This is a genomic window from Clostridium caldaquaticum (assembly GCF_023806125.1).
GTDB lineage: Bacteria > Bacillota > Clostridia > Clostridiales > Clostridiaceae > Clostridium_AT > Clostridium_AT caldaquaticum.
Map to the genome: position 1 here is coordinate 61,470 of NZ_JAMSKT010000001.1, position 21,853 is coordinate 83,322.

21 protein-coding genes are annotated in these 21,853 nt (G+C 31.5%); 9 read left to right on the forward strand and 12 right to left on the reverse strand.

The window, feature by feature from the left end:
* Nucleotides 1–7 precede the first annotated feature (7 nt).
* Entirely contained in the window at nucleotides 8–2,935 is a 2,928-nt protein-coding gene (locus M2651_RS00295) for an insulinase family protein (protein ID WP_252130326.1), read from the forward strand.
* Nucleotides 2,936–3,054: 119 nt separating this feature from the next.
* On the forward strand, nucleotides 3,055–4,431 hold the full coding sequence (locus tag M2651_RS00300; RefSeq protein WP_252130327.1) for an MATE family efflux transporter: 1,377 nt from the start codon (nucleotides 3,055–3,057) through the stop codon (nucleotides 4,429–4,431).
* A gap of 24 nt (nucleotides 4,432–4,455) precedes the next feature.
* Here M2651_RS00300 and M2651_RS00305 read toward each other — a convergent pair whose 3' ends face one another.
* From M2651_RS00305 to M2651_RS00320, 4 genes are all read right to left on the reverse strand, one after another.
* A complete protein-coding gene (locus M2651_RS00305; protein WP_252130328.1) occupies nucleotides 4,456–6,123 on the reverse strand; it encodes a putative ABC transporter permease subunit in 1,668 nt (555 codons plus the stop codon).
* Nucleotides 6,116–6,841 (reverse strand): ABC transporter ATP-binding protein, encoded by a 726-nt coding sequence (locus M2651_RS00310; RefSeq protein WP_252130329.1) that lies wholly within the window; start codon nucleotides 6,839–6,841, stop codon nucleotides 6,116–6,118. Before M2651_RS00310 ends, M2651_RS00305 begins: the two co-directional genes overlap by 8 nt.
* A 189-nt stretch (nucleotides 6,842–7,030) precedes the next feature.
* Nucleotides 7,031–7,588: a spore maturation protein gene (locus tag M2651_RS00315; protein ID WP_252130330.1), complete on the reverse strand. Its 558-nt coding sequence runs from the start codon at nucleotides 7,586–7,588 to the stop codon at nucleotides 7,031–7,033.
* A gap of 10 nt (nucleotides 7,589–7,598) precedes the next feature.
* Entirely contained in the window at nucleotides 7,599–8,174 is a 576-nt protein-coding gene (locus M2651_RS00320) for a nucleoside recognition domain-containing protein (RefSeq protein ID WP_252130331.1), read from the reverse strand.
* 159 nt (nucleotides 8,175–8,333) lie between these two features.
* Between M2651_RS00320 and M2651_RS00325 the strand changes: the two genes are divergently transcribed.
* Both M2651_RS00325 and M2651_RS00330 read left to right on the forward strand, forming a co-directional pair.
* Nucleotides 8,334–8,576 (forward strand): metal-binding protein, encoded by a 243-nt coding sequence (locus tag M2651_RS00325; protein WP_252130332.1) that lies wholly within the window; start codon nucleotides 8,334–8,336, stop codon nucleotides 8,574–8,576.
* Between the two features lie 12 nt (nucleotides 8,577–8,588).
* Entirely contained in the window at nucleotides 8,589–8,774 is a 186-nt protein-coding gene (locus M2651_RS00330) for a hypothetical protein (RefSeq protein WP_252130333.1), read from the forward strand.
* A 54-nt stretch (nucleotides 8,775–8,828) separates the two neighbouring features.
* Here M2651_RS00330 and M2651_RS00335 read toward each other — a convergent pair whose 3' ends face one another.
* Together M2651_RS00335 and M2651_RS00340 are read right to left on the reverse strand one after the other, a co-directional pair.
* Nucleotides 8,829–9,374, reverse strand: coding sequence for an NADH peroxidase (locus M2651_RS00335; RefSeq protein WP_252130334.1), 546 nt, complete (start codon nucleotides 9,372–9,374; stop codon nucleotides 8,829–8,831).
* A 151-nt stretch (nucleotides 9,375–9,525) separates the two neighbouring features.
* Nucleotides 9,526–9,753: a glutaredoxin family protein gene (locus M2651_RS00340; RefSeq protein WP_252130335.1), complete on the reverse strand. Its 228-nt coding sequence runs from the start codon at nucleotides 9,751–9,753 to the stop codon at nucleotides 9,526–9,528.
* A gap of 227 nt (nucleotides 9,754–9,980) precedes the next feature.
* Here M2651_RS00340 and rluF point away from each other — a divergent pair, with 227 nt between their 5' ends.
* The 3 genes from rluF to ispF all read left to right on the forward strand — a co-directional run bounded on the left by rluF (nucleotide 9,981) and on the right by ispF (nucleotide 11,818).
* On the forward strand, nucleotides 9,981–10,778 hold the full coding sequence (rluF, locus tag M2651_RS00345; protein ID WP_252130336.1) for a 23S rRNA pseudouridine(2604) synthase RluF: 798 nt from the start codon (nucleotides 9,981–9,983) through the stop codon (nucleotides 10,776–10,778).
* A gap of 325 nt (nucleotides 10,779–11,103) precedes the next feature.
* On the forward strand, nucleotides 11,104–11,274 hold the full coding sequence (locus M2651_RS00350; protein ID WP_252130337.1) for a hypothetical protein: 171 nt from the start codon (nucleotides 11,104–11,106) through the stop codon (nucleotides 11,272–11,274).
* Nucleotides 11,275–11,350: 76 nt separating this feature from the next.
* Complete coding sequence (gene ispF / locus M2651_RS00355) at nucleotides 11,351–11,818, forward strand: 2-C-methyl-D-erythritol 2,4-cyclodiphosphate synthase (RefSeq protein WP_252130338.1); 468 nt, start codon at nucleotides 11,351–11,353, stop codon at nucleotides 11,816–11,818.
* Nucleotides 11,819–11,848: 30 nt separating this feature from the next.
* Here ispF and M2651_RS00360 read toward each other — a convergent pair whose 3' ends face one another.
* From M2651_RS00360 to M2651_RS00385, 6 genes are all read right to left on the reverse strand, one after another.
* Nucleotides 11,849–12,229, reverse strand: a complete 381-nt coding sequence (locus tag M2651_RS00360; protein WP_252130339.1) for a response regulator transcription factor — start codon at nucleotides 12,227–12,229, stop codon at nucleotides 11,849–11,851.
* 26 nt (nucleotides 12,230–12,255) lie between these two features.
* Nucleotides 12,256–13,635, reverse strand: a complete 1,380-nt coding sequence (locus M2651_RS00365) for an HD domain-containing phosphohydrolase (RefSeq protein ID WP_252130340.1) — start codon at nucleotides 13,633–13,635, stop codon at nucleotides 12,256–12,258.
* A 34-nt stretch (nucleotides 13,636–13,669) separates the two neighbouring features.
* A complete protein-coding gene (locus M2651_RS00370; RefSeq protein WP_252130341.1) occupies nucleotides 13,670–15,505 on the reverse strand; it encodes a CHASE4 domain-containing protein in 1,836 nt (611 codons plus the stop codon).
* 149 nt (nucleotides 15,506–15,654) lie between these two features.
* Nucleotides 15,655–16,269: a DNA-3-methyladenine glycosylase gene (locus M2651_RS00375; RefSeq protein ID WP_252130342.1), complete on the reverse strand. Its 615-nt coding sequence runs from the start codon at nucleotides 16,267–16,269 to the stop codon at nucleotides 15,655–15,657.
* 73 nt (nucleotides 16,270–16,342) lie between these two features.
* The gene (locus M2651_RS00380; RefSeq protein ID WP_252130343.1) at nucleotides 16,343–16,882 is read right to left on the reverse strand and encodes a hypothetical protein; all 540 of its coding nucleotides are present in this window, start codon (nucleotides 16,880–16,882) and stop codon (nucleotides 16,343–16,345) included.
* A gap of 93 nt (nucleotides 16,883–16,975) precedes the next feature.
* Nucleotides 16,976–17,854, reverse strand: a complete 879-nt coding sequence (locus M2651_RS00385; protein ID WP_252130344.1) for a DUF4349 domain-containing protein — start codon at nucleotides 17,852–17,854, stop codon at nucleotides 16,976–16,978.
* 467 nt (nucleotides 17,855–18,321) lie between these two features.
* Between M2651_RS00385 and M2651_RS00390 the strand changes: the two genes are divergently transcribed.
* Entirely contained in the window at nucleotides 18,322–20,064 is a 1,743-nt protein-coding gene (locus M2651_RS00390; RefSeq protein WP_252130345.1) for an ABC transporter ATP-binding protein, read from the forward strand.
* A complete protein-coding gene (locus M2651_RS00395) occupies nucleotides 20,064–21,848 on the forward strand; it encodes an ABC transporter ATP-binding protein (protein ID WP_252130346.1) in 1,785 nt (594 codons plus the stop codon). Before M2651_RS00390 ends, M2651_RS00395 begins: the two co-directional genes overlap by 1 nt.
* The last annotated feature ends 5 nt before the right edge of the window (nucleotides 21,849–21,853 follow it).

Genomic DNA, 21,853 nt, shown 5'->3' on the forward strand with positions numbered 1-21,853 from the left:
CATCTATATGAAGTTAGAATTAAACAAAACTTATCACGGCTTTAAATTGCTCGAAGAGAAAAATATTAAGGAGATAAATTCAACAGCTCGATTATTTGAACACGAAAAAACTGGAGGAAGACTTTTCCATCTGGGAAACGAAGACGATAATAAAGTTTTTTCTATAAGCTTTAGAACTCCCCCTGAAGACAGCACAGGACTTCCTCATATACTTGAACATTCAGTACTCTGCGGCTCTAGAAAGTTTCCTTCAAAGGAACCTTTTGTAGAACTTATTAAAGGCTCCTTAAATACCTTTTTAAATGCCATGACCTTTTCAGATAAAACCATGTATCCTGTTGCCAGCAGAAATCCTAAGGATTTTCGCAACTTAATGGACGTTTACCTTGACGCAGTTTTATATCCTAACATATACAAATATCCTGAAATTTTAATGCAGGAAGGCTGGCATTACGAGCTTGACAGCAAAGACAGTGTTCTTACTTATAAAGGTGTAGTTTACAATGAAATGAAAGGTGCATTCTCTTCTCCTGAATCCATACTTATGAGAAAGGTTAAGGAGTCCTTATTCCCTGATACACCTTATGGCTTTGAATCAGGCGGGGATCCTGATGTAATTCCAGAATTAACTCAGGAGCAGTTTATAGCCTTTCATAAAAAATACTATCATCCTTCTAACAGTTTTATATTTCTTTATGGTAACATGAATTTACTTGATGATTTAAAATTTATCAATGATGAATACTTAAATAACTTTGATAAAATTCAGGTTGATTCTGAAATTCCATATCAAATGCCATTTAATGAAGAAAGAAAGGTAGCTTTTAATTACCCTATTTCACCTAATGAAAAGGAAGAAGATAAAACTTTTTTAAGCTTGAATTTTGCTGTTGGAAAAGCAACAGACAAAGAACTCTCTTTAGCTTTTGACATTTTAGAACATCTTCTTCTTGAAACTCCAGCTGCACCGCTTAAAAAAGCGCTTATTGATGCTGACTTAGGCAAGGACGTATTCGGTTCCTTTGACAATGGAATTTTACAGCCTACCTTCAGCGTTGTAGTAAAAAACACTAATGAAGATAAAATTCATGAATTTAAAAAAGTGGTACTAGATACACTTAAAAATTTAGTTTCTAATGGAATAGATAAAAAATTAGTAGAGTCTTCAATTAATATTAAAGAATTTCAATTAAGAGAATCTGAGTACGATGGATATCCTAAAGGGCTTATGTACGGCATAAGATGTATGGATAGCTGGCTCTACGGCGAAAATCCTGCCCTTCACTTAGAGTATGAAGATGCACTTAATAAAATAAAGACAGCTTTAACTAGCAGCTATTTTGAAAATCTTATTGAAAAATATTTACTTAATAATACCCATCGCTCTTTAGTGATAGCTAAGCCTCAAAAAGGCCTTTCTGAAGAAAAAGCAGCAGAGCTTGCAAAAAAGCTTGCAGACTACAAAGCAGGGTTACCTGAGGATGAAATTAATAAAATAATAGAAAATACTAAAAAGCTTAAGGAAAGACAAGAAACACCAGACTCACCAGAGGCTTTAGAAAAAATTCCTCTATTATCTTTAAGCGATATTGAAGTTAAAGCAGAAAAGCTTCCTCTTGAGGAAAAAACACTCCTTGGACTTAAAGTGCTTGCACATCCTATATTTACAAGTGGGATAGGCTATGTAAGCTTATATTTTAACTCTAGAACTGTTTCTCAAGATAAACTTCCTTATATAAACCTGCTTTCTGCTGTTCTTGGCAAAATAGGTACTGAAAAATACAGTTATGAAGAACTTTCAAATGAAATAAACATAAATACAGGAGGAATAAGATTTTCAGGAGATGCTTTTGCTGAATGCGGCAGCAATGAAGTTTACTATCCTAAATTTGTAATAAGATCAAAAGCACTAATTACAAAGCTGCCTAAACTTATGGAGTTATTAGGAGAAATATTAGGACATAGCAAATTTAATGATAGAAAGAGGCTTAAAGAAATTATCCAGGAAATGAAATCCAGAATGGAAATGAGAATGCTTCAAAGAGGTCATACTGTAGCTTCAAAAAGAGCTTGTTCGTATTTTTCACCTATTGCAAAATATGAAGAAACGCTTATAGGACTATCTTTTTACAAATTTATATCTGATTTAGATAATAATTTTGAAGCTAAGCTTAATGATATAGTTGAAAGCTTAGAGAGCGTTTCAAAAGCAATATTCAATAAAAACAATATCATCCTGAGCTTTACGGGAGATGAAAAAGATTATTCAAATTTTGAACAAAATTTCCCTATATTATATGAGAACTTAGGAAATGAATCTCCTGCTCCTGTAGAATATAAATTTGAATTCAGCCCATTAAATGAAGGTTTGATGACTTCATCAAAAGTACAATATGTAGCTAAAGCTTATAACTTTAGAAAATTAGGCTACTCATATACTGGAACACTACAGGTTTTAAAAACTATTGTAGGTTTTGACTATTTGTGGAATAGAGTAAGAGTTCAAGGAGGAGCTTATGGAGCCTTTGCTAATTTCCAATGGGGAGGAAACACCGTATTTAGCTCTTATCGTGATCCTAATCTTACAGAAACCTTAAATGCCTATGATAAAGCAGCAGAATTTATTGAAAACTTTAATGCAGATAATCGTGAAATGACAAAATACATTATAGGAACTATAAGTGAACTGGATTCTCCTCTCACTCCTGCTATGAAAGGTTATATTGCTGACGAATATTATATCCGACATGTTACACAAGAAGCTATTCAAAAGGAAAGAGAAGAAATATTAAATACTAAAAAGGAAGATATCAAAAATCTTGCCAGCTTAGTTTCCGATGTTATGAAACAGAACTATTTCTGCGTTCTTGGAAGCGAAGAAAAGATAAAAGCTAATAAAGATATATTCGGAAATATAATAAATGTATTTGATTAACAAGGCTGTGGGGCAAAATCTGCTCCACAGTTTTTTCATTTAAAAGTTCAAAGATTGAATTAATCTCTATAATAAGGTATATTAAAATAACAGGTTTTAAAACTTAGGAGGTAAATATCTTGTTTTTTAAACTAAAAAAAGAAACAGTTAAAAACGTATTATCATTGGCTCTCCCTGCAGTTGGAGAAATGATACTATATATGATGATTTGGGTATTTGATACTATGATGGTTGGTCAGTACGGAGGTAATGTAGCTGTTAGTACTGTTGGACTTAGTTCAGAAATAATGTACACCTTCAGCGGAATTTTTATATCAGTTGGTATTTCTGTTGCAGTAACCTCCCTTGTTGCTAGAAACATTGGTGCAAAGAAACTTCAAAATGCTGAAGAATATGCTGCACTTGGTATAACAGCCGTAACAATCATATCGTTTATAATATCTTCAATACTATTTATATTTTCAAAAAATATACTTAAAATAGCAGGTGCCTCAACTGAAGTTACTATTTACGGTGAAATATATATGAAAATAACATCTATAGGTATATTTTTCAATATGATTACCAATGTTTTCAGTGCCATATTAAGAGGCTATGGAAATACTAAGACCCCATTACTTATTTCTTTAGTTGTAAATGTAATAAATTTAAGCTTGGACTATATTTTAATATTCGGAAAATCCGGCTTTCCTGAGCTAGGCATAAAAGGAGCTGCTATAGCTACTACACTAGCACAAATTACAGGATTTGTAATATTCCTATCTTATATATTAAAAAAATCACAGATAAAACCAAAAATAAAATACATTTACAATTTTAAAGTAGATAAATTTATAGCATTACTTCGACTTTCTGCACCTTCCTCCCTTCAGGAAGCATCCTTCAGCATAAGCAGACTTCTAAGCACATTTTTCATTATGCATCTTGGCACTATAGCTTTCGCAGCAAATCAAATAACGACTACTATAGAGTCTATATCCTTCATGCCTGGCTGGGGCTTTGCTGTAGCTGCAACAACATTGGTAGGACATAAAACAGGAGAAGAAAATCCAAAGAAGGCTAAAGAATATGCCTACACCTGTACTATACTTGGCGTAGGAATTATGACATTATGCTCTGTACTTTTTATTCTGCTGCCAAACTCTTTAATCAACTTTTTTATAAAAAGCAGCGAAACAGAAGTTATCCGCCTTGGTACCCTATGCCTTATGGTAGCTTCTATAGAGCAGCCTTTCATGGCAATTTCCATGATACTTGGCGGCTCTTTAAAAGGTGCTGGAGATACTAAAACTCCTTTTAAAGTATCCTTTGTTTCCAGCTGGTTTATCAGACTTCCTTTAATACTTTACTTTATTTATATACTTAAAGTATCTGTAGTTTATGTTTGGTTTATTACAGCAATTCAATGGATTTTTGACGGTACTTTAATACTTGTATTATTTACGAGAAAATTTAAAAAGTTTAATATAGAAGAAAAAGAAGAAAGACTAGCTTAACTGCTCAGCCTTTCTTCTTTTATATTATGATTGAATTTTTTCAAAGATATATACTCCTGCAGTACTAATGATTATATAAAGTATTATATCTAAAATACCATACAAAATAACTAATGCTCCAAAGGCAGTCCATAAATTTAACTTAAATATAACAATTGCAAATATAGTAAGTCCAGCAACAGCAAAACCTATAAACATCAATATAATCACATTAAAATTGTTTTTAACTGCTCTTTGCTCAGTATCCCACTGAAGCTTTGGGAAAATTAAATCTATAAGTATTCCTAAAAAGCTTCCAAAAAGAGTTGCTAAAACTGCAAGAACAATAAGTTGAATTATTAAATAAACTGGTGGAACTAAGATAACTGCAGCAATTATAATCAAAAGTCCAAGCCCTATAAAATTTAATAACACAGAAGAAAGTACTTTAGCCATAATCTGCTTTTTATAGCTTATAGGTAAATACCTGCATACGAATAGTTTCTGACCTTCTCTTGATATTGCCGTTGGCGCTACTGGATTTACAACTGATATAAACATCATAGCTCCAAAAGCTACAGCGATTACTATACCAGAAAATGTACCGTTTCTTAACACTTCTCTTAATTTATCCAGATCCTTTAAAATCTCAGGCTGTGAAATCACAGGTATAAATAAAAATATAGGAAACAGGAAATTCATTAAAACGCAGTTCATAAAATATGCCGGTGTTCTGAATAAAAGCCTCATCTCTTTAATTGTGTAAGCTTTAAACGCAGAAGTTTGAACAGTACTTTCTTCAAACTCTTTACTGCTTAATTTTTTTCTCTTTGCTGAAGCTTCTGAAATACCGATTACCCCTTTAAAATAAAGAGCCTCACCTAATATTAATAGTATTGCCAAAAGTGCAATAGTTACAGCTATAAATAAAAGTATATTTACAAAGCCTTTTATTTCACCATTATAAACCATGGCTCTTACAGCAAGCTTAGCACTAGGAAAAAGTTTTGAAGATGTACCTGCAAGAGAATTATTTCCTTTCATCATAAGAGCTGACATCTGCTCCTGGCTTTTTGTACTTGCTCCAAATTTTTGGAATATAATATTAAAACCAATTGCCAGAATCAACCCTATAATCCCTGCAATCATATTGAAAGCATCTTTATTTTTAGTAAATGGTGCAAATCTCATAATAATCATACTAATAAAAGATGCTACAACAAGAGGTATAACCGGCAAGGCAAAGAATACTATTGCTCCATATAAATAATAAATAAACCCGGCACTGCTCATAACTCCATAAGTTATCATTACAGGCAGTAAAAACACAAGCTCAGTAAAATATTCATATATTAAAACTACTGTAAATTTTGCACCAAGTATCATAGACGGCTTTAAAGGCATAGGCAGAAGACTTTCTATGTCTGAGGAAAAATAAAATGTACTCATAACAAAGAAAATACCAAATATAAATATAACAAGACAAGAAGCTAAAATTCCAAACTCAAGTATCAATCCTTGCTGATTTAATTTTGCTAATGCCCAATAAGAACCAGCAGCCATAGCTACAAAGACAGAAATCATTGGTATAAAAGCAACAACCATAAGTACTAGAAGGGCTATTGTTTTAGGGAGCCTTTTTTTATCCTTCTGTACTAAACTTTCGCCGCCAGTTTTAAACAAAACCTTAGTTAAAACTAAAAACTTATTCATTTTCTGTAATCTCCAAAAACATTTTTTCTAATGACTCATTTGATTTAAAATGCTCCCTCATTTCATCAAGAGTTCCACAAAATAATAAGTTTCCTTTGTTTATAATGGCTACCTTATCACATATTTTTTCTGCAACCTCAAGAACGTGAGTGGAAAAAAACACAGTTTTACCGCTTGAAACATGTTCTCTCATCATTTCCTTTAAAGTATAAGAAGCTTTTGGATCAAGTCCTGTAAGAGGCTCATCCAAAATCCATACTGAAGGATCATGAATTAAAGCACCCATTAGTACAATTTTTTGCCTCATACCATGAGAATAGCTTTGAATTCTGTCTCCAAGGGCATCTGAAAGTTCAAATCTATTAGCTAAGTTTTGTATTCGTTCTTTTCTTAATTCCTTTGGAACATCATATATATCCGCCATAAAATTTAAATATTCCAGTCCTTTAAGCCTTAAAAACATATCTGGGCTGTCTGGAACGTAGCCAAACTGTTTTTTTGCTTCAATCGGCTTGTCCTTAATGCTCACACCATTTATTTTTATATCTCCGCTGTCAGCATTTAAAATACCTGTAATCATTTTAATAGTTGTGCTTTTTCCTGCACCATTAGGACCTAAAAATCCAAAGACAACACCTTCTGGTATAGTTAAGTTCAGGCTGTCTACTGCTTTTGTTTTTCCATTGTAGCTTTTGCTCACATTACTAATTTCTATCATAAAATTCCCCCACATTAATAAAATTCTTAGCTGCTTTAACAACTATGTAATAATTATACCTTGTAAAATATTAACTTTCAAATTATACCATTCTGTGTTATAGGTTATTAAATACTATTTATTGGTATATCGTTAACCTTTTTAAATATAATCTATATCTGTCTTTAATTTTCTCCATTTATCTTTATTTTAAAACATTATTCTGGCAAGAGTAACTGCTGCAATAATGGCAGTTAAATCCGCTAATATTGCCGCCCAAAGCGTATGACGTATTTTTTTTATATTAACCGCACCAAAATACACAGTTAAAGTATAAAATATTGTTTCAGTAGTTCCCATAATTATTGAAGAAAGTCTTCCTATAAAGCTGTCAGCACCATATTTTATAAGTATATCTGAAAGCACCCCAAGAGCACCGCTTCCAGAAAGAGGTTTAATAAGTATAAGCGGAACTATCTCTGGAGGAAGCCCCACAAGCTTAACAGCCGGCTTTATAATACTTATAAAATAATCCAGTGCCTTAGATTCACGAAACACAGCAATTGCAGTCAGCATAGCCAAAAGATATGGAAAAATCCTAATCGCTATTGTAATTCCATCCTTAGCTCCTTCAACAAAACACTCATAAACCTTAACTCCTTTAGCCATGCCATAACATGCAATAGCTAATATTAGTATAGCAATTATAGATTTAATCCCATAATCAAAAGAAAAAATTTTACCTAAATTTAAACCAAATAAATACATAATCATCCTCCTAAAAATATCTCTCAAGTATTTTGCAGTATACTACTCCCATCACTGCTGCAATTGTAGATGCTATCAAAGCTGGTATAATAAATTCGCCTGGATTTTGAGACCCGCTGGCAGCTCTCACTGCTATAACGGTAGTAGGCACAAGCTGAATACAGGCTGCATTAAGCACTAAAAATAAGGACATATCGTTGCTTGCAGTACCCTTATTAGTATTGAGTCTCTCCATCTCTTCCATAGCTTTAATGCCAAATGGAGTTGCAGCATTTGAAAGTCCCATCATATTTGCAGTTAAGTTCATAATTATTGCTCCCATAGCTTTTTCATCTTTAGCAGCTTCTTTAAAAATTAATTTTAAAATCGGTCTCAAAAGCTTGGCTAATTTTTCTGTAAGACCGCTTTTTTCTGCTATTCTCATTACACCGCACCAAATACACATTATACCTACAAGCTTAATTACAAACTCCACTGTTGAACCAGCAGTAGTAATAATAGATTTAGATACAACTTCTCCTCTTCCAGTAATAAGTCCAACTCCTATGCCTATAGCTAAAATGAAAAACCAAATTACATTAATCATAGTTTTTAACTCCTTTTAATTTAAATCTAACTCTTGAGCACCCAGGACTGTCCCAAAACAGTTACAATTATTTATATGTTAGCAGTTGATTACTATTGCATTTAATTTTATATAATGTTACCATTTATTTATATTAATCTAATTAAGCGGGAGGTACGCATGACCTTAAGAGATATAATGATGTACATCGAAAGTGAGTATAAAGTGATAAATCATACTCCCTGCGAGCTTTGCGGCGGGGAGTATTTAACAGAAGATATACAAGTTGCATTTATAGATGATGTTCCATATGATTTATGTGCATGTATTTGCCAAAACTGCGGGCATGAAAAGATATTTGAGTTTTCTGCCCCTTTTATAGAACAAAAACAATCTAATAAACTAAAAAAGAATTTAAACTAAAGGAGAATACTAATGAAAGAAGACAACTTAAAACTGCTTCAGAAAGATATTGATGAAGCACTATTAACTATCGAAAATATGGAAGAAGATTTAAAAAAAGAAGTACTTTCAAAAGACTCTGTAAAAGAAAAGTTCATGTTTTTATCTAAAAAGCTTCAAGATCTTGAAGCCATATTAAAATCAGAAGGAATACTATAGTTAAAAAGAGCCTGAACAATTAAAATTCAGGCTCTTTTATATTAAAACTATTTATTATTTTGCAAAATATCTATCTAATAGACCTTTAAATGCTTTTCCATGTCTTGCTTCATCTTTCGCCATTTCATGAACAGTGTCATGAACTGCATCATAACCTAATTGTTTTGCAAGTGAAGCAAGTTCTTTCTTACCTGCAGTTGCTCCATTTTCAGCAGCTACTCTCATTTCAAGGTTCTTCTTAGTTGAGTCTGTTACTACTTCTCCTAAAAGTTCGCAGAACTTAGCAGCATGTTCTGCTTCTTCATAAGCAGCCTTTTCATAATATAAACCTACTTCTGGATAACCTTCTCTAAACGCTTGTCTAGCCATTGCTAAATAAAGTCCTACTTCAAAACACTCACCATAAAGATTTTCCTTTAATCCAGCTACTACTTTTTCATCTAATCCTTGAGCAACTCCGATTCTATGTTCATCTGCCCAAACTAATTCTCCTGATTGTTCCTCAAACTTTTCTGCTGGTGCACCGCATATTGGACATTTTTCTGGTGCGTTTTCTCCTTCATGAATGTATCCACATACTTTACATACAAATTTTTTCATTTTTAATTCCTCCATATATATTAATAATTTTTATTAATTAATAATTATTTTCCTTACAAGAATATAATATCATTTTTAAAAAATAAGTCAATAGGAAAAATAAAAAAAGTTACCATTTTGGTAACTTTTTTTAATACTATATATTTTAAAACTACAGACCAAGCAATGAATCTATTTTTTCCCTATTAAATCCAACAACTACTTCGTCATCAATCTTTAAAACAGGCACACTCATAATTTTCATTGCCATAAGCTCTTTTCTATAATTGGGTTCCTGTATATTTCTTTCTTGATAAGCTACTCCATTTTCTTTTAAATACTCTTTTGCCTGTGAGCAATATATGCAATTGTTTGAAGTATATACTATAACATTTTTCATTTATCTTTACCTCCGTATTTTATTATAATTGAAAATAATTATTCTAATTGAAAATAATTATTATTTGATAATTATTTACACTTCCATTATATACCTTAAACAAATTATTTGTCAATCTAATTTTATATTGGATTAAATAAAAATATTTTATACAATAATATTAATATTATAAATCCACTGCTACAACAATTTTTGGCAATAAATTACTACAAATTAGGGAGATTACGATGAAAAATAGTAAAAAATATAATAAAAAAACAACTGAGAATAAAAACCTTATTATTCATCACGACATGAAAGAAGAAATAAGAATAAATAAGTTTATAAGCGAAAAAGGGTTCTGCTCACGAAGAGAAGCAGATAAACTTATTGAAAATGGCAGAGTTACCATAAATGGAATTAAAGCCCAAACTGGTTCTAAAGTAAAAGCAAATGACGAGATAAGAGTAGATGGAAAGCTGTTAAAAGAAAGAGAATCATTAATATATATAGCTCTTAACAAACCTGTTGGAATTACATCTACTACAGAAAAAAAAGTAAAAGATAATATAGTTGATTTTGTAAATCATCCTAAAAGAATATTCCCTATAGGAAGATTAGATAAAGATTCACAAGGTTTAATACTCTTAACTAATGACGGGGATATAGTAAATAAAATATTAAGAGCTGGCAACAATCATGACAAAGAATATATAGTAACTGTGGATAAACCCATAACAACAGAATTTATTAAAGGAATGTCAAGTGGAGTTCCTATATTAAATACTATAACTAAACCTTGCATAGTTAAAAGAGAAAGCAAATATATATTTAGAATAATACTTACTCAAGGCTTAAACAGACAAATCAGAAGGATGTGCGAGTATTTTGGCTACAAAGTTTTAAAGCTCAATAGAATAAGAATAATGAATATACATCTTGGTAATTTACCTATAGGAAAGTGGAGATACCTGACAGAAGAAGAACTTAAAACCTTAAATAAATTAATATCTCATTCTATTAAAACTGAAGAAGCTTCAAAATAAATATATTTATCCACATAATTAACATTTATTATGTGAATTTTATGTTTACTTAATGTTGATATATTAATATACAAGCAGAAGGCATCGTAATTTAGCATATACTACTTACCCTTATAACCAGCTTGCAATGCACCCTGCTTACCCTCTATCCCTTTTTTCCACATTATCCACAAATTTGTGGATAATGTGTGGACAAGTATTTTAAATAACATCATAGCTTTGTTTAATTTTTTCAGAATAATATTTTGTATAAACAATATTAACATCATTATCCATTTATGATATCATTAATATAGAGGATATACAGCAATATGGAGGAAATATTATGAAAGATAATGTTATCTGGGTAGATTTTAATTCAAAAAATAAAAGAAAAAGCCCATTTAAGAAAACATTTTCAAAAATATTGACTAAATTAAAAAATATTTTTTATAAATCACGTAAACGTTATAACTTTAAATTGAATAAAAATCACTACGATAAATCAATTCTGTAAAATTTCAAGCCGCTTATATGTTTTCAGCTTTTATGATAAAATAACGTTGATATAAAAATATGGAGGTAATTAATACATGAGAATCGGCATAGGTTATGACGTACACAAATTGAAAGAAGGCAGGAAACTTATAATTGGCGGTGTTCTAATACCTTACGAAAAAGGACTTTTAGGACATTCTGATGCCGATGTGCTGCTGCACGCTATAATGGATAGTCTTTTAGGTGCTGCTGCACTTAATGATATCGGAAGACATTTTCCTGATACAGATGAAAAATACAAGGGTATATCAAGTATGCTGCTTTTAAAAGAAGTTGGCAGAATTATTAAGGAAAAAGGCTACCAAATAGAAAATATAGATTCAACAATAATAGCTCAAAAACCTAAAATGGCTCCACACATAGCTTCTATGGTGAAAAACATAGCTGAAGCACTTGATATTTCCTCTGATAAAGTAAATGTTAAAGCTACTACAGAGGAAGGCCTGGGTTTTACAGGCAGAGAAGAAGGAATTTCAGCCCAAAGCATTTGCCTTCTGAAATAAAAAGCTAAGTTGGAAAATTCCAGCTTAGCTTTAAAATTTTATATTTAAAATTTCAGAAGCTCTTTTCACTATCACATCTGGATCAAAAGGTTTTGTCATATACATATCTGCACCAGCATCCAAGCCTCTTTTCTCATCAATTCCCTGCCCTTTCGCTGTAAGCATTATAATATTTACATTTGTAAGTCTATATTCGTTTTTTATCTTGCTGCAAACATCATAGCCGCTCATATCAGGCATCATTACATCTAAAAAAACAATTTCAGGTTTTTCCTTTAATATAAGCTCTATAGCTTTTTTCCCATCTCCTGCAGTTAGTATCTCTACACCATAATCTTCAAAATCTTCAAGAGTCTGTTCTAGCAGCAGTCTTATATGTGCCTCATCATCTACTATTAAAATTTTAGGCATAATAAAGCCTCCATTCTATTCTCATTCTAATTAGTATAAACATAGCTTTCTATTTTATCTACTTTTACTTCTTTATAAATCTTATAAAAAACATCCACAACCTCAGGATCAAATTTCTTCCCTCTATTATTAAGCAGCTCTTCAAAAGCAAAATATAAATCCATAGCTTCTCTGTACGGTCTATCATTTGTCATAGCTTCAAAAGCTTCTGCTACGGATATAATTCTTGCCATAAGCGGAATTTCTTCTCCTTTTAGTCCATCTGGATACCCAGAACCATCATATCTTTCATGATGAGCTCTTATGGAAGGAACAATATCCTTCAACTGATCTATTTTGTTTAACATATTGGCTCCAATTTCTGAATGTTTCTTTACAATTTCAAATTCCTCTTCTGAAAGCTTACCTCTTTTTGCCAAAACTTCATCACTTATAGCCACATTTCCTATATCATGTAGCATAACTGCAAGCTTTAATTTAACCAATTCCACTCCTGACATACCCATTGCTCTTCCAATATTTAACGAATAATTTATTACAGCTTGAGTACGACCGACTTTATAAGAATCCCTTATCTCAATTATCTGTGATAAAACCTGTACAGTGTCAAAGAAATTATCCTTTAGTGAATCAAAAAGCTTTGCACCTTCTATAGCTGTCCCTGCTTGAAAAGCCAGGGAATTAAAAAGTTTGAAGTCTGAAGCTGTATACTCTTTCTGTCCTTCATGCCCAATTAACATAACACCGACAATTTTGCTTTTAACCATAATTGGAGTACATATAAAAGAAAATAAAAAGCTTTTATCATCTTTAGGAAGAGAACTTTCTCTTACATTATTTATTATTTCACCAGTTTTTTTAGTAATTGTATTTTTAATAATACTGCTTTCTAAATCTATTAACTTATTAGACTTATCCTTCTCACTGAATAAATTCCTATCTATCTGACAAAGAACTTCAAGCTTCTCAGTCTGCTCATCTAAAAGCATTATAGTAGAAAAAGTACTGTCTATATATTTCATAGCTTCAGTTAATACAACTTTACCCACATTAGTTATCCCTACTGTAGTAGCTATCTTTTCCGAAACATTATAAAGTATATTAAGCTCTTTATATCTTTCTATTGTTTCATCTGCCAGCCTCTTCTTCTCATATTCATGCACAGCCATTAAGCTTATAATTGAAGCTATACAAGATGCTTTTTCATCTCCTAAAACAAAACCTATAATCTGATTTTCAACAATTATATCGAATTTTTCTGTTTTCTCCAAAGATAGCTTATCCCCATAAATGACACCATTATTATCTTCTATAACAACTTTAGCCTTTAACATATTAATAGTATTTTCTATAGTTTTTAAATTTTCTTCCCTGGAAAGTATTTTCTTTAGCTTAACAAAGGCCACGAGTATCCCCCCTAAATTTTCTACTTAAAACAAACTAACTTTTTTCCTCTGAAGCAGGCAGTGAAAACGAAAAACTGCTTCCTTTATTTATACTGCTTTCAACCCAGATTCTGCCTCCATGATGCTCCACAATACTTTTGCAAATAGGAAGTCCTAAACCTGTTCCTTTAGTTTTATTTACAAGTGAGTCTCCAACCTGCTTGAATTTTTCGAAAATTATACTGTAATTCTCCTCTGCAATCCCAATACCTGTATCTACAATACTTACAATTATTTCATCTTCCTGTAAATAAGCTCTTAAGGTTATTAAACCTTCTTCTGTAAATTTTACTGCATTGGATATTAAATTTATAATTACCTGAAGTAGCTTGTCCTTATCCCCTGTAACAGCAGGCAATTTCTCCTCTACCTCTACTTTAATACTTAATTTTTTATCATTTAAAAGAGCTTCTGTAGCTTCTACAGCCCTATTTATAATATCTTTAATATTAACAGACTCCTTTTTAAAGTCCATTTTTCCAGCTTCCATTTTAGCAATATCTAATACATCATTTACAATATTTGTAAGTCTTTCCCCTTCTGATAAAACAATATCTAAATTATGCATGCTTTGTTCATAAGCTTTTTTTACTTTATCATCTTCAAAATTTAATTTAGGAAAAACTATCTTCCTAAGTCTTTTCTTAATTATTGCAGCAAAACCTAAAATTGAAGTAAGCGGAGTTCTAAGCTCATGAGACACTGTAGAAATAAATTCATTTTTAAGCTTGTCTAATTCTTTAAGCTTCTCATTATTATATTTTAATATATTTACTGAGCTTTCCAGATTCTTCAGCATATCATTTACTGATGCTGCTAAATTTGATAACTCATCATTACCTTTAACTTCAACTCTTAATGAAAAATCCTGAGTTTTTCCTATAGCATCTACCTGACTATTTAACCTTAATAATCTTTTAAGTACTAGCTTATCTAATATTATAATGATTAAATAAGAAGCAGCTGCAGCTACAATTAATAATGAAACAATAAGATATTTTATACTTATAAGTCCTTGATGAAATATTTTTCTTTCTATTGGTACTCTTATAAAAAACAAATCTTTTCCATATATGTCTTTCCAAGTGATATATCCTGCCACTGTATCAAAGTTCAGCATTTTAACTAATATTCCCTTATTCTGAAGCAATAAATTATAGTACTTTTTTATATCCTGTGGTGAATCTTCTATACATTCAACGTCATATATGTTAAAGTCACTATGTACAACTTTATTTATATTTTGAATCTCCATAGAATCAAGGTACCTTCCCATAAGCATATAGCCTCTGGAAGGCCCTTTATTTTCAGTAGTTAAGATTGGCCTTATAGAAAGCATAATATATTTTTTATTAATCCTTGAAATGCCTTTAACGCTTTCCTGCTCCTTTAAATCAGTTAAAAGAAAACTTTTTTTAACCTCCTGTAAAAATTCTTTTTCATAAATATCTAAAGAGGTTTCCTTTAAAGTTTCAAAATCAAAACCTTTTATAAATACAAAGTTCAAATTTTTATCTGCTATAGCAAGTAAATTGATGTTTAAATTAGAAAAAGTTTCATCTGCAAATTCAGATTTCAGATAATCTTCATTCCAATTTTCCATAAAATCATAAGTTTGATCCCAAGAAGCATAATCTTTATTTTTTAAATCCAGTTTAGAAATATTATCGTTAATTGTATCTGCAATTCTGCTTACATTTTTTGCAGTATCCTGATTTTCCAGTTCTATGAAACTTCTTACAACAATCAGTACATTAGTAACAAATAATATTATAAATAAAGCAAAAAAGGCAGAGATTATTATTATTAATGTCTTTTCTCTAAGCTTCATAGTATTTACCAATTATAGCTGAAAAGTGCTAAAATCCTTTCAATTGTATACTATTTCTATTTTATTGTAGACGCATATTAAAAATATTGTCAATACTTTAAATTTTAATATATTTATTAAAAAATTCAGCACAAAATATTTTGAAATTATTATTTTTTAGAAACATAAGAATTATCTTTTATGTAAAATCTCCATGGATAATCTTTAGCTTCCTCTGCATAGTCTATGTTTATTCTTTTAGTTGTTATTATCTCAAACTTTTCCTCAACTTCATCCTTAAATATATATAACTTCTCCTTGCACAAATCCTCACCATTTACACTTCTATCTATATTGAAAGCCTTGCATAGCTTTCCAGGACCACTTGTTAAGCCTAGCTTTTCTCTCTTAGATAGCTTATAGTATTCTTTGCCGTATCTGAATTTACTCATAGCTTCTAAACCCTTTACCGGCTCCAATGCTCTTATAAGAATTGCCTGAGGCTTGCCTATATCCTCTGCAACTACATTCATACAATTGTACATACCGTATATCATATATACATAAGCAAAACCTGGAGGTCCATACATAACTTCATTTCTTTCAGTCCTTCTATTGTTAAAAGAATGGGCAGCCTTATCAAAAGGCCCCATATAAGCTTCTACCTCTACTATTTTGCCTATAAGCTCTTCCCCCTCTACAACATGTACAAGATATTTTCCTAACAGCTCTTTGGCTACTGTAACACCGTCTTTATTATAAAAATCTCTTTCAAGCCTTTTCATTTTGAACTACACTCCTGACTTCAAATTAAAAAAAGCAGCTATGCTGCTTTCTTTAATTTATATTATACACATTTTACTGTTTTTTATCTTGAGATTTTTGTTCCTCTTGCTTTCCCTGCTGTTTTTGTGCTCCCGCTCCCATACCGTTAAGCTGCATCTGAGCCTGGTCTATAAGTGAATTCATCTGATATAGTGCATTATTTGATTGTATTTGTTCGCTTGCCTGCTGAAGCAGCTGCATTGCCTGTGAAATTGACTTTTCTACTTCCATTTGAACCTGCTGCTGCTGTTTTTGCGCCTGACTTCTAAATTCCTGCATCTGCTGTAAAAGCTGATTTAAAGCCTGTGCATTTTGTCCATTTCCGCTTTCTTTATTGCTTTTTCTTTCACCACCGGATTTTTGTTCTTTCTGCTGACTGCCGCTGTCTTTAAAATTATTTCCTCCGCCGCTGAAGGAATTTGACTGCATATCATAAAGTGTTTGCTGCAAACTGTTTAACTGCTCTTTCAGATTGCTTATCTCTTGAGCCATTTCGCTATCATTTCCGCCGCCAAAACTATTATAAAGACTCTCTAATGAATTATCTTCGTTATTATTATTTCCTCCACCCATATCTATACCTCCATTATAAAAATTACATATATATGGGTTTATTTTTCCCTTAAATTTGGTATTTATTCATAAATTAAGTAAAACCTAAACATCTTATTTTTTACTATACTTTTTATACTTCCTGTATCCAAATAATGCTGCAATAATTAATAGCCCAATTACTAGTATATTTGAAAAAATAAATATAAGTAAATTCTGCACAAAAAGTATTAAAGAAATAGCTGTATTTATAAAACCTTTACTTATAGCCTTTACAAATTCATTTCCGCTTATAATAGTCTTTTTATTATCCGGAATAATCTGCTTTTTATCTGCTATAATTGTTACAGAGACATAATCTACTTGCCTATCCCAGCTTTTCTTTCTTGCCTCCAATGCTTCTGCCTCTCCTCTTACCTTATAAAGCTCTGCCTGAACTTTTAAAACCTCCTCTACTGTATTTGCCTTTTTTAGTATTTCAAGTATTTGCTTTTCCTGTGCCTTTAAATTATTAAGCCTTGCTTCATTATCTACGTAAGCATTTGTTATATTTTCACTGAAAACATTTTTGCTCTTTACAGTAAACCCTTTTTCAGTATAAGTTATAAAGCTGTCAAACTTAGCAGCTGGAATTCTTACTCGTGTAGTAAGCCTGTACTCTGAAAATTCTTCGCTTTCAATATATCCTCCTAGTTCAGCTGCCTTTTGCTGTATGCTGTTTGAAAGCTTTAAAAGATCCTCTCCCTCAATATAAATATTAGCATTTGTGATTATCTTTTTATCGCTTATTGCATTAGCTTGATTCTCTAGCTTTTCTTCAGCATCTGCTACTTGAGCACCATTATCAGCCATACCTGCACTACTTATAGATGTTTCCTGAGATGCGTTATTTTCTATAGCTGCTTTAGAGTAACTTTCACTTTTCTTTGCGGCACAGGCTGAGAGAACAAAGGACAAGGCTAAAGTTATACAAAGTAAGTTTCTTTTTTTCATAGTTATTCCTCCATTTTTAAAATCTAATTATATATACGACACATAATATAAATCGATACGATATTACTATGTTGTTTTTTAAATTTATCATTATATACTTTGAAATTTTTCCTTATTTTCCATTGACAAAGATTGTTAAAAGTTGTATCCTTAAATGGAAGTAATTATAAATTATTAAAAAAGGAGGTAGGATCAATGTTAGTAAATAAATCATCATTAAAACAAATTACTATGATCGCTAACGGAATTTATGGCATTTTTGCGTCTAAAATTTTATATGGCAGCCCTACCTCAGAATTGACACCATGAAATACAGGTTATGAAATACAGGTCATGGGCTGCTGTTAACCCATGGCCTTTTTATATACAATTTATAAGGTATATTTTGCCTTGTATATTTATGTTTAGAGACCATGGGATAACCATGGTTTTTTATTTTTATGTTACTATTGAAAGGGGGATTTTAAATGAAACGAATTTTTAAGTATGTTTGGAATTATAAATTGCTGATTATAGTTCCATCCATAGCAATGACACTGGCAATTATAATAGATATGTACAATCCATATCTTCAAAAGGTAGTTACAGATGATGTATTTATAAACGGCAAAATTGAAATGCTCTGGCCTGTGCTTTGGGGACTTATCGCTATAACTTTAGGCAGAGCAATACTTGGATATATTAAGGAATATTTATTTGATGTACTTTCTGCAAAGATTAGTATAGATATAAAAAAAGATTTATTTGATCACATCCAAAAACTTCCTTTTAGCTTTTTTGACAATATGAACACAGGAGAACTTATGTCAAGAATAGGAGAAGATGTAGACAATGTGTGGAGAAGTATATCCTTTGGCATTAGACTATTTATTGAAAATATAATTTATTTTGTAATTGCATCTTCCATATTATTTTTCTTAGACTTAAAGCTTACTATTATCTGCCTTATAACTATGCCTCCTATAGCTTATCTTGCTTTAAAGCTTGAAAAGAAAATAGGAAAAACCTATGAAAAATTAAGCGATCAAAGCGTTATTTTAAACACTGCAGCTCAGGAAAATATAGCTGGAGTAAGGCTTGTTAAAGCTTTTGCCCGTGAAAAATACGAAGTGTTAAAATTTTTAAAACTTAATAAAGAAAACTACAATCTTAATATGGAGCAGACAAATGTAATTGCAAATTACTTTCCTCCAATTGAATTTTTAACTAATATCTCTATTGTTCTTTTAGTAGCTGTCGGTGGAATATTCGTTATGAAGGATTCCATAACTCTTGGTACACTGGTAGCTTTCAGCGGATATATATGGATGCTTATCTGGCCTATGAGAATGCTTGGCTGGCTTACAAATCTTATAGCTCAGGCTAATGCTTCAGCTAAAAAGATAATGGCTATCATGGATATAGAACCAGCTATCAAAGACTTTGAAAATTCTCAAAGACTTGAAAAAATTAAAGGAGATATAGAATTTAAAAATGTTTCTTTTAAGTATAAAGATGAGTATGTATTGAAAAATATAAATCTTAAAGCTCCTGCTGGAAGCACAGTTGCCATAATGGGAACTACAGGTTCTGGAAAGTCTTCTATATTAAACTTAATAGGCAGATATTACGATGTTACAGATGGAACTGTTTTTATAGATGGTCATGATGTTAGAAAAGTTAATCTTAACGATTTAAGAAGCAGGATGGCTGTGGTTTCACAGGACACTTTCCTTTTCTCAGCAAGCATTGAAGAAAATATACGTTTCGGCAGAGAAGATGCAACAATAGCTGAGATTAAAGAAGCCTGCAGATTAGCCTGTGCAGAAGATTTCATTGAAGAGCTTGATGAAAAATATGAAACTATTATAGGTGAAAGAGGTATCGGACTTTCAGGGGGACAAAAACAGAGACTTTCTATAGCAAGAGCACTTATAAAAGATGCAGATATTTTAATACTTGATGATGCAACTTCTGCTCTTGATATGGAAACAGAATTCAGACTTCTTAAAAATCTTCATGAAAGAAATAAAAAGGCAACAACCTTTATTATTGCTCACAGAATATCTGCTGTTAAAAATGCAGACCAGATAATATATGTAGAAAATGGAAGAATAATTGAAAAAGGAACTCATGAAGAGCTTCTTTGCAAAAAAGGAAAATACTACGAAATTTACTGCGAACAATTTAAAGACTTTGACTTATCAGAAGAAAAAGAGGAGGTGGTTTAATGTCTAGAAATACAGTTAAACAGGATGAAGATTTAAGAAAGTTTTCAAACGCAGAGCTAGCTGTAAGATTATTGAAATATTTAAAACCCTATAAACTTAAAATAACTGTTGTAGTTTTACTTCTTATATTTGTTATGGCTGTAGGACTTATAAACCCTTATCTGCTACAAATAGCTATAGATAAAAACATTAAAACTAAAGATATAAAGGGGCTTATTATAATAGGTGCTATTATGATAATTTTGAACTTTTCAGCTATGATTGCATCAAAAGCAAGAATAACTGCTATGGCATCTGTTACAAACAATATACTTCTAAACATAAGACATGATTTATATAAACACATACAAAGGCTGTCCTTCTCCTTCTTTGACAATAGACCAGTTGGAAAGGTGCTTGCCAGAGTTATAGGAGATGTTAACTCTCTTAATGATCTTCTGACTAACAGTGTAACCAGCTTTATACCAGAGCTTTTAACACTTATTTGTGTAGCTGTAATGATGTTTGTTATGAATTTTAAGCTGGCTCTTGCTTCTATTACTATGCTTCCTTTCCTTCTTATAGGTCTATTCTCCATAGAAACTTTTTCAAGAAAAAGATGGCAGAAGTTTAGAAAAAAGCGTTCTACTTTTAATGCTTATACCCATGAAGATTTTTCAGGCATAAGGGTTGTTCAGGCTTTTGCTAATGAAAAAAGAACTTCCAGCACATTCTTTGGTTTGGTTAAAGACATGATGGATGCATTTATCCACGCTGTTAAGTTAAATGACTTGTTCTGGCCTATGGTTGAAACTTCCTGGGGTTTAGGCTCAGTTATAGTTTTCTGGTATGGTGCAAAGCTTATTGACAGCGGTCTGACCGTTGGAACGATAATAGCTTTTACCTGGTATATAAGCATGTTCTGGAGACCTATAATGAATATAAGTAGTTTTTATAACACTTTAATAATGAACTTTGCAGCCGCTGAAAGAATTTTTGAAATAATGGACATTAAGCCTGATATTATAGATATAAAAGATGCCATTAAAATGCCAAAGATTAAAGGACAAGTTGAATTTAAAAATGTTACCTTTGGATATGAAGATGGAACAAAAGTTTTAGATAAGATAAACTTTAAAATTAATCCTGGCGAGACTATAGCCTTAGTTGGACCAACAGGAGCAGGTAAAACCACAATTGTCAACCTCATAAGCCGTTTCTACGATGCTCAAGAAGGGGAGGTTTTAATAGACGGCAGAAATGTAAAACATGTTGAGCTTGAATCCTTAAGAAGTCAGATGGGTATAATGCTTCAAGATACCTTCCTATTCTCTACAACTATTAAAGAAAATATAAGGTACGGCAGGCTTGATGCTACAGATGAGGAAGTTATTTTAGCAGCCAAAACCGTAAACGCTCATGATTTTATAATGAGCCTTGAAAAAGGTTATGATACAGAGGTAAACGAAAGAGGTTCAAGGCTATCAGTAGGTCAACGGCAGCTTATATCTTTTGCTAGAGCCCTTCTTGCAAATCCGAGAATATTAATTCTTGATGAAGCTACTTCTAATATAGATACCCAGACAGAAAAGCTTGTACAGAAAGGAATACAAAAACTTTTACATGGAAGAACTTCCTTTGTTATAGCTCACAGACTTTCAACCATAAGAGACTGCCATAAAATAATGGTAGTTAATAACGGCAGAATCACAGAAGCAGGAACTCATGAGGAGCTAATAAAATCTAAAGGACTTTATTACGATTTATATATGGCTCAATACAAATTTCTTAGTGAAGGAGCGTAAAAATA

Excerpts from the sequence above, each read along its gene's own strand:
- M2651_RS00295 (WP_252130326.1), top strand. The coding sequence starts at position 8 with ATGAAGTTAGAATTAAACAAAACTTATCACGGCTTTAAATTGCTCGAA.
- M2651_RS00305 (WP_252130328.1), bottom strand. The coding sequence starts at position 6,123 with ATGAATAAGTTTTTAGTTTTAACTAAGGTTTTGTTTAAAACTGGCGGC.
- M2651_RS00310 (WP_252130329.1), bottom strand. The coding sequence starts at position 6,841 with ATGATAGAAATTAGTAATGTGAGCAAAAGCTACAATGGAAAAACAAAA.
- M2651_RS00315 (WP_252130330.1), bottom strand. The coding sequence starts at position 7,588 with ATGTATTTATTTGGTTTAAATTTAGGTAAAATTTTTTCTTTTGATTAT.
- M2651_RS00320 (WP_252130331.1), bottom strand. The coding sequence starts at position 8,174 with ATGATTAATGTAATTTGGTTTTTCATTTTAGCTATAGGCATAGGAGTT.
- M2651_RS00325 (WP_252130332.1), top strand. The coding sequence starts at position 8,334 with ATGACCTTAAGAGATATAATGATGTACATCGAAAGTGAGTATAAAGTG.
- M2651_RS00330 (WP_252130333.1), top strand. The coding sequence starts at position 8,589 with ATGAAAGAAGACAACTTAAAACTGCTTCAGAAAGATATTGATGAAGCA.
- M2651_RS00335 (WP_252130334.1), bottom strand. The coding sequence starts at position 9,374 with ATGAAAAAATTTGTATGTAAAGTATGTGGATACATTCATGAAGGAGAA.
- M2651_RS00340 (WP_252130335.1), bottom strand. The coding sequence starts at position 9,753 with ATGAAAAATGTTATAGTATATACTTCAAACAATTGCATATATTGCTCA.
- rluF (WP_252130336.1), top strand. The coding sequence starts at position 9,981 with ATGAAAAATAGTAAAAAATATAATAAAAAAACAACTGAGAATAAAAAC.
- M2651_RS00350 (WP_252130337.1), top strand. The coding sequence starts at position 11,104 with ATGAAAGATAATGTTATCTGGGTAGATTTTAATTCAAAAAATAAAAGA.
- ispF (WP_252130338.1), top strand. The coding sequence starts at position 11,351 with ATGAGAATCGGCATAGGTTATGACGTACACAAATTGAAAGAAGGCAGG.
- M2651_RS00360 (WP_252130339.1), bottom strand. The coding sequence starts at position 12,229 with ATGCCTAAAATTTTAATAGTAGATGATGAGGCACATATAAGACTGCTG.
- M2651_RS00370 (WP_252130341.1), bottom strand. The coding sequence starts at position 15,505 with ATGAAGCTTAGAGAAAAGACATTAATAATAATAATCTCTGCCTTTTTT.
- M2651_RS00375 (WP_252130342.1), bottom strand. The coding sequence starts at position 16,269 with ATGAAAAGGCTTGAAAGAGATTTTTATAATAAAGACGGTGTTACAGTA.
- M2651_RS00380 (WP_252130343.1), bottom strand. The coding sequence starts at position 16,882 with ATGGGTGGAGGAAATAATAATAACGAAGATAATTCATTAGAGAGTCTT.
- M2651_RS00385 (WP_252130344.1), bottom strand. The coding sequence starts at position 17,854 with ATGAAAAAAAGAAACTTACTTTGTATAACTTTAGCCTTGTCCTTTGTT.
- M2651_RS00390 (WP_252130345.1), top strand. The coding sequence starts at position 18,322 with ATGAAACGAATTTTTAAGTATGTTTGGAATTATAAATTGCTGATTATA.
- M2651_RS00395 (WP_252130346.1), top strand. The coding sequence starts at position 20,064 with ATGTCTAGAAATACAGTTAAACAGGATGAAGATTTAAGAAAGTTTTCA.